The organism is Streptomyces sp. NRRL F-4489 (assembly GCF_001509485.1).
Classification (GTDB): Bacteria; Actinomycetota; Actinomycetes; order Streptomycetales; family Streptomycetaceae; genus Streptomyces.
This window is the reverse complement of sequence record NZ_LLZI01000059.1, coordinates 1-10,578: the sequence shown is the minus strand read 5'-3', so window position 1 is coordinate 10,578 and position 10,578 is coordinate 1. Positions and strand designations below refer to the sequence as shown.

General features: G+C 72.8%; 10 protein-coding genes and 1 pseudogene. 7 read left to right on the top strand and 4 right to left on the bottom strand.

The window, feature by feature from the left end:
* From ADL22_RS07530 to ADL22_RS07520, 3 genes and pseudogenes are all read left to right on the top strand, one after another.
* Positions 1-845, top strand: a pseudogene (locus tag ADL22_RS07530) (serine/threonine protein kinase); the annotation flags it as partial.
* A 128-nt stretch (positions 846-973) separates the two neighbouring features.
* Positions 974-1,615, top strand: coding sequence for a SurA N-terminal domain-containing protein (locus tag ADL22_RS07525; RefSeq protein WP_066974991.1), 642 nt, complete (start codon positions 974-976; stop codon positions 1,613-1,615).
* Positions 1,616-1,722: 107 nt separating this feature from the next.
* Positions 1,723-2,727: a nucleoside triphosphate pyrophosphohydrolase gene (locus tag ADL22_RS07520; RefSeq protein ID WP_066974989.1), complete on the top strand. Its 1,005-nt coding sequence runs from the start codon at positions 1,723-1,725 to the stop codon at positions 2,725-2,727.
* Positions 2,728-2,730: 3 nt separating this feature from the next.
* Here ADL22_RS07520 and ADL22_RS33615 read toward each other — a convergent pair whose 3' ends face one another.
* Positions 2,731-4,593 (bottom strand): class IV adenylate cyclase, encoded by a 1,863-nt coding sequence (locus tag ADL22_RS33615; RefSeq protein ID WP_079063914.1) that lies wholly within the window; start codon positions 4,591-4,593, stop codon positions 2,731-2,733.
* 169 nt (positions 4,594-4,762) lie between these two features.
* Here ADL22_RS33615 and ADL22_RS07510 point away from each other — a divergent pair, with 169 nt between their 5' ends.
* A complete protein-coding gene (locus tag ADL22_RS07510; protein WP_066974987.1) occupies positions 4,763-6,097 on the top strand; it encodes a helix-turn-helix domain-containing protein in 1,335 nt (444 codons plus the stop codon).
* A gap of 47 nt (positions 6,098-6,144) precedes the next feature.
* Here ADL22_RS07510 and ADL22_RS07505 read toward each other — a convergent pair whose 3' ends face one another.
* Complete coding sequence (locus ADL22_RS07505; RefSeq protein WP_066974985.1) at positions 6,145-6,336, bottom strand: hypothetical protein; 192 nt, start codon at positions 6,334-6,336, stop codon at positions 6,145-6,147.
* 241 nt (positions 6,337-6,577) lie between these two features.
* Positions 6,578-7,009: a hypothetical protein gene (locus tag ADL22_RS07500; protein WP_420711546.1), complete on the bottom strand. Its 432-nt coding sequence runs from the start codon at positions 7,007-7,009 to the stop codon at positions 6,578-6,580.
* A gap of 101 nt (positions 7,010-7,110) precedes the next feature.
* Between ADL22_RS07500 and ADL22_RS07495 the strand changes: the two genes are divergently transcribed.
* Together ADL22_RS07495 and ADL22_RS07490 are read left to right on the top strand one after the other, a co-directional pair.
* Positions 7,111-7,935 carry a helix-turn-helix domain-containing protein gene (locus ADL22_RS07495; protein ID WP_066974983.1) on the top strand — a complete coding sequence of 275 codons (825 nt, stop codon included), beginning with the start codon at positions 7,111-7,113 and terminating at the stop codon, positions 7,933-7,935.
* The gene (locus ADL22_RS07490; protein ID WP_066974981.1) at positions 7,922-8,152 is read left to right on the top strand and encodes a DUF397 domain-containing protein; all 231 of its coding nucleotides are present in this window, start codon (positions 7,922-7,924) and stop codon (positions 8,150-8,152) included. The genes ADL22_RS07495 and ADL22_RS07490 overlap by 14 nt, the downstream gene beginning before the upstream one ends.
* On the opposite strand, the gene ADL22_RS07485 is transcribed toward ADL22_RS07490, so the two are convergent.
* Positions 8,127-9,281 (bottom strand): MFS transporter, encoded by a 1,155-nt coding sequence (locus tag ADL22_RS07485; protein ID WP_234430586.1) that lies wholly within the window; start codon positions 9,279-9,281, stop codon positions 8,127-8,129. The two genes, ADL22_RS07490 and ADL22_RS07485, sit on opposite strands and share 26 nt — an antisense overlap.
* Before the next feature lie 206 nt (positions 9,282-9,487).
* On the opposite strand from ADL22_RS07485, the gene ADL22_RS07480 reads away from it, so the two are divergent.
* Complete coding sequence (locus ADL22_RS07480; RefSeq protein ID WP_066974979.1) at positions 9,488-10,366, top strand: LysR family transcriptional regulator; 879 nt, start codon at positions 9,488-9,490, stop codon at positions 10,364-10,366.
* The last annotated feature ends 212 nt before the right edge of the window (positions 10,367-10,578 follow it).

The window sequence follows — 10,578 nt, the reverse complement described above, 5'->3', positions numbered from 1 at the left end:
CGATGGACCCCACCCGCCCGTTCCGCCGGCCGCACGAGCCCTGGCCGGCCCGCGCGGCCGCCGCCCCCCCCACCCCCACGGTGCTCGCCACCCCGCACGTCCCCGGGCCCGCGCCCGCCGCCCCCGCCCGGGGGCCCGTCCCGGACCCGCGCGCCTCCCTGGCCGGCGACGTCCCCTGGGGCGCCCTGGCCGACTCCGCCCGGCCCCCGGCGCCCTACGGGGACCCGGCGCCCCCCGGGTACGGCCCCGCCGCCACCGGGGCGCCGCGCACCCCCGCGCCCGCCGGCCCGGACGTCGCGGCCGCCGTCGAAGAGGTCAAACTTCTCCTCGACCAGGGCCGCATCACCCGCGCCGTGGACATCCTCGGCGGCATCCTCCCGGCCGCCGCCGAACGCCACGGCCCGCACTCCCCGGTGGTCCGCACCCTCCGCAAGCAGTACGCCGCGACCCTCATGGACGACGGCCAGTACCGCCGCGCCCTGCCCGAACTCCGCATCCTGGCCGAGGAGTACGCCAAGGAGTCCGGCGCCGGCGCCACCCGCCAGGCCCTCCAGTTCCACCACGACGCCGCCCAGTGCCTGGAGCAGCTCGGCGAGGTCGCCCAGGCCCTGGAGGAGTACCGCGCCCTCCTCCCGTATTTCGAGCACTACGCCGACGACCCCGTACGCCCCCTCGAAATCCGCCGCTCCATAGGGCACCTCCTCCTCGCCCAGGGGGAGCACGGCGCCGCCAAGGAGACCCTCTCCCGCCTCCTGTACGACGCCGAGCGCCTGCACGGCCCGCACCACGCCTTCCCGACCGAGATCCGCCGCACGCTGTACTGGCTGGGCCAGATGCAGGGCTGAGCCGCCGGCCCCCGCAACCGACCCGGCGCGCGGCTCGTTGGCCGAAGCGGTGGCCCGCGCCCCGCCGACTCCCTAAGCTCGATCACTCAAGGTCGTCACCAGGTAACCAAGGCACTCCGGGAGGCCCTGTGTTCCGCCGTAGGACCGCGCTCTCCGTTTCCGCCGCCGCCGCGCTGCTGGCCGCGACCCCGCTGCTCACCGCCTGCGGTACGCAGGACCACCCCGGCGCCGCGGCCGTGGTGGACGGCAAGCGGATCACCGTCGCCCAGCTCCAGGCCCGGGTCAAGGACGTCCGGGCCGCCCAGGCCGCCGCCCCCCAGGGCGACCAGCTGATCGCCAACACCGGCCGGCTCGGCCTCTCCACCCTCAACGGCATGATCTTCGACGAGGTCCTGGCCCGCGCCGCCCGGGACGCCGGCGTGACGGTCACCCGCGCCGACGTCCAGAAGTGGCGCGCCTCCGCCGAGGACCAGGCCGGCGGCCCCGCCCGGCTGAAGCTGATGTGGCTCCAGCAGGGCATCGCCCCCGACCGCGTCGACGCCACCGTCCGCAACCAGCTCCTCCTCGACGGCCTCGCCCGCCACCTGCACGCCGACCGCCGCACCCCCGAGGGCCAGCGCACCCTCACCACCGCCCTCACCCGCACCTCCCGCTCCATGGGCATCGACGTCAACCCCCGCTACGGCACCTGGGACGACCGCCAGGTCCTCCTCACCGAAACCAACGAACCCTGGATCGTCCCGTCGAACGAGCGGCCGCGGCAGGTCTGAGGGAGCGGGGCGGCCGGGGCGGGGCACTCGTGGCCGCGCGGGCCGGGAAGGCGACCGGCCCGCCTCCCCACCCCTCCCTGTCAGTCCCATGCGTTACGTTCATTTACGTGAACGCCGACGCCGCAGACACCACCCCGACCCCCGGCCCTGCCCCCGCCCCCGGCCGCCTGGTCCTGCTCACCACCAGCCACCGGGTCGCCCCCGGCCTGCTGTCCTGGCTCGCGTGGCAGACCCTCCGCGCCGCCGACCGCGTGCTCTGCGCCGACGCCGACCACCCCCAGCTGCCCTACTTCCGCGAGGCCGGCATCGACGTCGAGATCGCCGCCCCCACCGCCCGCGAGCTGGTCGACTACTGCGTCCCCGGCGCCCGCACCGCCGTCGTGATCACCTCCGCCGACGGCGAGAGCGCGCTCACCGACGGCCTGGCCCGGCTGGCCGGCTCCGGCCGCGAGACCATGCCCGACCTGGAGCTGCTGCCCGGCTCCTACGACCTCCCCGGCGCCCGCCTGCTCGACCTCCTCCAGGTCATGGACCGGATCCGCGCCGAGTGCCCCTGGAGCAGCACCCGCACCCACCGCGACCTCGCCAAGTACGGCCTGGAGGAGGCGTACGAGCTGGTCGAGGCCATCGAGGAGGGCGACCGCGAGGCGCTGCGCGAGGAGCTGGGCGACGTCCTCCTCCAGGTCGTCTTCCACGCCCGCATCGCCCAGGACGACCCCGACGAGCCGTTCTCGATCGACGACGTCGCCGGCACGATCGTGGAGAAGCTGCTCCACCGCCACCCCCACATCTTCGGCGACGAGCCCGCCGAGACCCCCGAGGACGTCAAGGCCCACTGGCGCCGCACCAAGGCCGAGGAAAAACAGCGCACCTCCCTCACCGAGGGCATCCCCCTCGCCCAGCCCGGCCTCGCCCTCACCGCCAAACTCGCCTCCCGCGCCCGCACGGCCGGCCTGACCGTCCCCCTCCCCACCGGCCCCGGCATCGGCTACGAACTCCTCTCCCTGGCCATCCGCGCCGAGTCCGAGGGCGTCGACCCGGAATCCGCCCTCCGCGCAGCAGCCCGCGCCTACCGCGACGCGATACTGGCGGCCGAGGCGGGCACCGCCTAGTACTTACCCGACCGCCCCGGCCGCCCTGAGGACGAGATCGCGGTACGGCAGGTCCACGGTCGGGCACTCCAGCAGCCCCAGCCCCTGCTCGATCCGCGCGACGAGCGCGGCAGCCGCGTCCGGTTCGGCGGCGATGACCTCCGTTTCGGCGAAGGTGCCCGCTCCCGCCACGGTGTCGATGGTGACCACGGCGTCCGGGTGCCCGGTGTGGCGATAGGCCGTACGCCGCTTCGCCACCCGGGCCAGGAGCCGCATCCCGACGCATTCGAGGAGCCGGTTGGCAACGTCGGCCTGACCTCCGGCCAGCGCCACGTTCGTCTCCTCTTTGGCGACCATGCCGTCGACGCTGTTCCGGCCGGTGGACGGCGGCTTGTACGTGATCTCGGTGGCATCGCCGCGCGAGCGGACCCGCAGGCATTCCACCGTCACCAGGTAATCCACATCGGGACGGCTGTAATAGGTGTCCGTTTCCGTGACCGGCTCCGCGGCCCGCCACCCCGCGGCCGCGTACACACGGGCCAGATTCGCCCTGCTGCACCATTGCCGAAGGCAGTGCATCCCGTCTTCCAACGACCGCGAGTCGCCGACCGGAATGTTGGCGAAGAGCACCAGTTGCTTCGCGTCCCTGAGCGGATTCGCGAGATTCCTTTGCAGGTAGCGGTTGTAGTAGGCGCGGTCGCGCCGGATCACGTCCGCCGCCGTCACCGGCATGAGCACCGTTCGCTCGTCCTGCCGGGCCTCCGCGGAGCCGACCGCGAAGGCCGCGAGCAGCGCATCGAGAGTCAGGTACGCGTAGGTCTCCCTGCCCTCGCGGGTGATCCAGTTCTTCCAGACGTCAGCGCAGGCGCCGTCGCCGCGGTCGGCGAGCTCCAGGAACGCCGAAAGTGCGATGTCGGTGCATTCGTCGAAGATGTCCCCGTCCACCGTGTAGTGATCGGTGTACCGCTCGCTGAGGGCGAGCAGCATCGTCTTCCGTGAGGTGGGGAGCCACGCGGTGTCCGTCAGCGTGAAGTGGACCCGCTTGTGACCGCGCCTGGCGTCGATCCAGTCCGGCGCCAGGGGGCCGTCCAGATAGGGAACGAATCCCAGCACGCCGGAACGCCAGAGGTGATCCCGCAGGGTGAGGTAGTGGCGCTGGATCTCCCGGAAGACCCCCACCGGCGCCGAGGCCAGCACGCTGGTGGTGTCGTTCAGCTCCCAGGGTGGGACGATCCGCGAGTCCTGCCGGGCCACCACCACGTCCGCCGACCGGTGGTACGGGTGCGTTCCCTCCCGCAAGTACTGCGGCAGGAACATCCGCAGGAACCGCACCCAGGACAGCGCGCTGTAGGTCTGCACCACCCGGTCGTGGAGGGATGGCGCCTTGACCGCGTACACATCCCGGTAGGCGAACATGCCGCCGGGCCGCAGCACCGTGGGGATCGTACGGATCAGGCCGTGCAGTCCGCTGTAGCCGTCACCGTAGGAGTACACCTCGTGCATCAGCGCCGAGGCGGCGACCACGTCCGCGGGCTCGCTCAGGAGACGCGGGAGGTCCTGGGCGAAGCCGGTGACGAGGTCGCACGTCCCCACCCGGCGGAACGCCGCGATGGCGGAGGCCAGTGCGTCCGACACCACGCCAGGGGCCTCCACGACAGTGAGGTGGACGTCTTTCTCCTGCCGCCCGCCCTCGGCAAGCCGCGAGGCCAGGAACGCCACGGCCGCCCCGCCGCCCGGCCCGACCTCCACCAGGCGGGGGCTGTCCGTCCCCACCCGGTCAAGAGCACGCAGCGCGAGCAGCGCCTTCTCCTCCCCGTGGGTGTTGGCCGCGACATCGAGATAGCCGGGCGCCGACTTGACGGCGGTTGCGAATGTGGAAGGCGACACCTGTCCTCCTCGCCCGGTAGCAGTCCGGAAGCTGACTCGGTACCCCGGCCGGCCGGCGGGGGCATTTCCGAGTACAGCCCAACTGTTCGAGGTGGCAAAGGAGTTGACTGTAGTCCTGGTGTAGTCCCGCTTGGCGCGACGGTATTCTCGGCCGCACCCAGATGATGGGATGAAGTCCGTGGACCTCGCGATCCGACACCCTCTCGCCTACGCCCGGACGTTGCGCGGCTGGTCGCAGGCAGACCTCGCGGCCCGGTTGCGCGCGGCTGCCCGGCGCCGGGGACTGCGATCAGGAGTTGACCGTCAGCGGGTGTGGAAGTGGGAGACCGGCCGCGCCGTGCCCGACAGGGATTCGCAGACGCTCCTGGCCGACGTCTTCGGCATCGATCCGGCCCTCGTCCCCGCGCTCGGCTGGCCGGGCTGGCTCCCTGGAGAAGACGAGCCCCGCGCGCTCGCCGCGCATTCCACCGCCGACGCTCTCAGAGAGGCCATCGCCGCCCGCATGGACCGCCGCAATTTCGTCGCGTACACCGCCGCGTCCCTTACCACTTTCGCCCTCGAATGGGCGACGGCCACCCCCGCCGCGTTCTCCGCGGCGCACCAGGGACGGCCGGTGGACGCCGACCTGGTCAGCTCTCTGGAATCCATCAGCGAGAGCCTGACCGCTGCCCCCACGGTGCAGCGCCAGTACACCGCCCCGCTCCTCGACGACCAACTGGCCATTGTCACCGGCCTCATCGAGGAGGGCCGTTACACCGAGCCGGTCGGCGAGCGGCTGCACCGGCTCGCCGCGTCGCTGGCGCAGACGGTCGGCTGGCACCGCTTCGACCACGGTCAGCACGCCTCCGCCGCGCGCTTCTGGCATGCCGCCGTGCACTGCGCCCACGCGGCGGGCGACCGGGATCTGGGAGCCGGAGTCCTCTCCGACCTCGCCTACCAGGCGCTGTGGTTGCGCGACCCGGCCACGTCGGTGGCCATCCTCGACGGCGCCCTGCGCAGGCCCTTGCATCCGGCTGCTCGGTCGGTGCTGTACGTGCGCAAGGCCCGTGCCCATGCCGCCCTCGGCGAGGAACGCCCGTGCACCCGGGCTCTCGGGGCGGCCGAGCATCACTTCGAGCGGGCGGCCGGCACAGGGACCGCACCGTCGTGGTGCACGTGGATGTCCCATTCCGACCTTGCCGTGGACACCGGCCGGTGCCTGCTGGACCTGGGGCACGCCCGCCGGGCCCACACCCTGATCCAGGAAGGTACTGACGTGCTGCCCGCGGCCCGGGAGAAGACCCGGGCGGTGTTCCTCGCCTACGAAGCCGAGAACTATCTGCGCTCCGGAGAGATCGACCAGGCCGCCCATGCCGCGCACACCGCGTTCACCATGGCGGACCGCATCGGCGCGCCCCGGTGCACCGCGCTGATCCGCGGGCTGGCCCCCGGCTTCGCGAAGCACGCGACGGCCCCTGGGGTCGAGCGGCTTCTCGGCGCCCTGGCTCGTTCTGCCACCACGTGACGGTCCGGCCGTCCCGAAGCCGGGGATGGGTAGCCCGGTAGAGAAGATCAGAGCAAGTGATCCGCCTTGCCCGCCTTGATGTCGCGGATGAGGGTGCGCAGGGCGTTTATGGAGTCGGTGAGGTGGTGGTCCTCGTTGCCGTTGACGGCGATGTAGGCGTTCCCGTCGGCGTCGGTGCCGAGGCGGAAGCAGTTGTTGCCTTCCGCGCAGAAGGGGTCTTCCCAGGTGATGTCGGGCATGGGTTCTCCTAGAGCTGACGGGCGATGGTGTGGATGAGATCCTGTGATTACTCGGGAGCAGAGCATTCCCCGCCATCCAATCGAGGTGTGCCCGGCCGTACGGCCCCGCCCGGCCGGGCCGGAGTGGCCGGGCGGGCGGGGCCTTTCCCTCACCGTGCCGCGAGGGGCGCGGCATCCTTCAGGGGAGCGTCCGGAGCGCTCCCCGCAGGACGGACCGGAAGGGTGAGCTGAGCCCGTCGGCTCAGGTGGGACGCGTGGCCTCCCTCTCACGGTCTTCCCGGTCGGGGGTCTCGTGGGCGGGGGCGGGCAGCCGGGCGCCCCGGCTCACCGCCACCCGGCGGACGTTCGTGAGCGACATGGCCAAGTCGACCGCCAGCAGGTGGATTTCGCCGGGCGTCCAGGTCCGCGTGCGCAGCAGCTGCCCGGCTTCCTCCAGGAGGACGGCCGCCGACGCGAGCTGCTCCGCCTCGATCCGGTCGGCCATGCGGGAGACGTAGCCGGTCCCGTCGCTCGCGAGGAGATAGCAGGGCTTCCCCTCCGGGCTCGTCCAGGGGAGAAGCCGCCCGGCATCCAGGAGCTGTGGAATAGGCTCGGTCATGTCGTCAACCTCCGTGGGGTTGAGGGCCACGCCCTCGGGCCGGTGCACGCCGGTCGCGAGGGCCCTCGCGTTCATTCACGCTGTGTGGTGAATCCCTCACAGAATCGGGGTTTCGCTGCCTACGCTGCTAGGAGGCTGAGCCTGACAACGGACCTTTCAACTCCGGGAGTTAGCCCATGCAGAAGCGCCACCGGCCCCGTACGCAGCGGGAGAAGTACGGGGAGGAGCTGAGGATCCGGCGCGTGGCCGCCGGGATGACGCAGGAGGAGCTGAGCGAGATCGTGGTGTGCTCGCCCACGCTGATCAGCCACTTCGAGGCGGGCCGACGGCTTCCCAAGCCGGACGACGCGAAGCGGATCGACCGGGCGCTGGGCACGGACGGGTTCTTCTTCCGGTGGCTGGAGGACCTGGAGTCGAAGTTCGCCGACTACTTCGCGGCGGTGGTGGAGCTGGAGAAGCAGGCCAAGCTGATCCAGCAGTTCGCGCTCTCGCTGGTGCCTGGCGTGCTGCAGACCGGCGACTACGCGCGGGCGGTGTTCGCCGCGCGCCGCCCGAACCACACGCGAGAGGAGCTTGACGAAGCGGTTGTCACCCGAACCCAGCGGGGCCGGATCCTCGACGGCCCGGCGAAGCCGGTGGTCTGGACGTTGCTCGACGAGTCTGTGCTGCGGCGTCGCGTCGGCGGTCCGCAGGTAATGGCGGCGCAGCTGCACAAGATCGCGGCCATGGCCGAGGTGGGACGGTTGCGGCTGCACGTCCTGCCGTTCAGGGTGGGCGCACACGCGCTCCTGGGTGGTGATCTCACGCTCATGAGCTTCGAGGACTCCGCCCCCGTGGCCTACGTAGAAGGCTTCCAGTCCGGCAATTTGATGGACGATCCGGCGATGGTGGCCTCCAGTCAGAGCGCCTACGCTCTAGCTCTGAGCGACGCGTTGTCGCAACAGGAGTCACTGGCCCTCGTCAGGTCCGTAGCGGAGGAACACGCACATGGTCAGCAGTGAGCACACCGTCTCCGACTCGTCCACGCTCACCGGCTGGTACAAGTCCAGCTACAGCGGCGGAGACACTCCTCAGGGCAACTGCCTGGAAGTAGCCCGAGGCCACTCCACCGTCCCCGTTCGGGACAGCAAGCGGCCCGCCGGGCCCGCGCTGGTGTTTTCCGGCGCGAGCTGGGCGGCGTTCGTCGCGGCGGTCAGGGGCGGGGAGTTGGGGGCCTGAGGCGGTCCACCGCCCAGACCGCCGTCACGGCCGCGGCCAGGGCCGCCCCCAGCGCGCACACCGCGCCCCAGCGGCCCAGGCCCCAGACCGCCGAGGTCAGGGCGGAGCCGGCCGCGCCGCCGGTGAAGTAGCTGGTCATGTAGGCGGAGTTGAGGCGGTTGCGGGCGTCGGGGCGGATGGCGTAGACGAGGTTCTGGTTGCTGACGTGGATGGCGTGGGCGGCGAGGTCCAGGATGATGATGCCGGTGAGCAGGGCGGCCAGGGACCAGGCGCCGCCCGTGCCGCCGGCCGCCAGCAGGCCCCAGGAGGCCAGGAGCAGGAGCGCGCCGGCGCCGGTGACGTGGTGGGCCAGGCCCCGGTCGGCCAGGCGCCCGCCCGCCGTCGCGGCCAGCGAACCGGCCGCGCCGACCAGCCCCAGCAGCCCGATCGCCGACTCCTGCCAGCCGTAGGCCGGGCCGGAGAGCAGGAACGCCAGGGCGGTCCACAGGACGCTGAAGCCGGCGAAGGTGAGTGCGCCCAGCAGTGCGCGGCGGCGCAGTACCGGTTCGTTGGCGAAGAGGGCGAGGGTGGAGCGCAGGAGGGCCGGGTAGCGCAGGCCGACCGTGGTGCGCAGGGCCGGGAGGCGCAGGCGCAGCAGGAGCGCTATCAGCAGCATCAGGGCGGCGTTGGCCCAGTAGACGGTGCGCCAGCCGCCGAGTCCGGTGAGCAGGCCGGCGGCGGTGCGGGCGAGCAGGATGCCCAGCAGGAGGCCGGTCATGACGGTGCCGACGGTCCGGCCGCGTTCGGCGGGGGCGGACAGGGTCGCCGCGTACGGGGTGACGACCTGGGCGGCGACGGAGGTCAGGCCGGTCAGGGCGGTGCCGGCCAGCAGCAGCGCGGCGTTCGGGGCGCTGGCCGTCACGGCCAGGAACGCGGCGGTCAGCGCGCACAGGGTGACCGTCAGGCGGCGGCGTTCGAGCAGGTCGCCGAGGGGGACGAGGAGCAGCAGACCGAGGCCGTAGCCGGTCTGGGCGACGGTGACGACCAGCGCGGCGGTGCCGGGGGAGAGGTGCAGGTCGCGACCGATGACGTCCAGCAGGGGCTGGGCGAAGTAGTTGCCGGCGACGGAGAGGCCGGCGGCGACGGACATCAGGAGGAGGGTGCCGCGGCCCAGGCGGGAGGCGGGGGGCGGCGGCTCGGCGGACGCGGTCCGGGTGAGGGGCGCTGGCTGTGCGGCGGAGGTCATGGGAACAGGTTCCGGGTGAGGGCGGTGATCGGTCCAACGCATAGTTTTCATCGCATCGATCGTGAATGGAGATGGATCAGCGGAGGGCGGGGCGCGCTTACGATCGCGGCGTGGAGCTTCAGCAGATGCGGTACGTCGTCGCGGTGGCCGAGACCGGGGGGTTCACCCGGGCCGCGGAGCGCTGCCATGTGGTGCAGTCCGCGCTCAGCCACCAGATCGCGCGGCTGGAGAAGGAGCTGGGGGCCCGGCTCTTCGACCGGACCAGCCGGAGCGTGCGGCTGACCGCCGCCGGGGAAGCGTTCGTTCCGGTCGCCCGGCAGGCGCTCGCGGCGGCGGAACGGGCCCGGGCCGAGGTGGAGGCGGCCACCGGCGAGGTGCGCGGGCGGCTGGCGATCGGGGCGATCTCGACCGTGGGTGCCGTCAACCTCGCGCGGGAGCTGGGCGCGTTCCGGGCCGCGTATCCGAAGGTGCGGGTCAGCCTGCGGATGGACATGAGCGACGGGCTGATCGAACGGGTGCGGCAGGGCGCGCTGGACGTGGCGTTCGTCGGGCTGGTGCCGGGGGCGCGGACGGCCGGCGTACGGGAGAAGGTGCTGGCGCGCGGCGAACTGGTCGCGGTGGTGCCGCCGGAGCATCCGCTGGCCGGGCGGGAGTGGACGACGCTGGCGCGGGTGGCGCGGGAGACGTTCGTGGACTACGCGGCGGGGTCGGCGGCGCGGCGGCAGCGCGAGGAGGTGTTCCGGGCGGCGGGGCTGACGGCCGAGGTGGCGTACGAGGTGACCACGGTGGAGTTCCTGGCGGAGCTGGTACGGGAGGGGCTGGGGATCGGGATGGTGCCGGAGGTGTTCGCGCGGCGGCTGGCCGGGCTGCGGATCGTCCGGGTGCGGCCGGCGCCGGCGCGGACGGAGCGGGTGGTGTGGAGCGCGCTGGGGGCGTCACCGGCCGCGGCGGCGTTTCTGGCGCGGGTGGGGGTGGAGGTGGGGACGTAGGGCACGCCTGGGCTGTGGGACGGGGGCCGGCCGTGGGGCGCATGGGGCCCATGGCGGCCAGGGGGCGGCTGCGACACCGGTTACGGTCGATACGTGCAGCAGAAGTCCCCTACGTCCGACCCCCGCCCGGAGAACCCGGCGCCGACCGCCGACCAGGTGGCGGCCGCTCCGACCGCCCGCCCGGTGTCCGCCGCGCACCCGGAGGCCGCCGC

What these genes read in the sequence shown, in the direction of transcription:
- ADL22_RS07510 (WP_066974987.1), top strand. Translation starts at nt 4,763, where the DNA reads ATGAAGTCCGTGGACCTCGCGATCCGACACCCTCTCGCCTACGCCCGG.
- ADL22_RS07505 (WP_066974985.1), bottom strand. Translation starts at nt 6,336, where the DNA reads ATGCCCGACATCACCTGGGAAGACCCCTTCTGCGCGGAAGGCAACAAC.
- ADL22_RS07500 (WP_420711546.1), bottom strand. Translation starts at nt 7,009, where the DNA reads ATGAACGCGAGGGCCCTCGCGACCGGCGTGCACCGGCCCGAGGGCGTG.
- ADL22_RS07495 (WP_066974983.1), top strand. Translation starts at nt 7,111, where the DNA reads ATGCAGAAGCGCCACCGGCCCCGTACGCAGCGGGAGAAGTACGGGGAG.
- ADL22_RS07490 (WP_066974981.1), top strand. Translation starts at nt 7,922, where the DNA reads ATGGTCAGCAGTGAGCACACCGTCTCCGACTCGTCCACGCTCACCGGC.
- ADL22_RS07485 (WP_234430586.1), bottom strand. Translation starts at nt 9,281, where the DNA reads ATGTCCGTCGCCGCCGGCCTCTCCGTCGCCGGCAACTACTTCGCCCAG.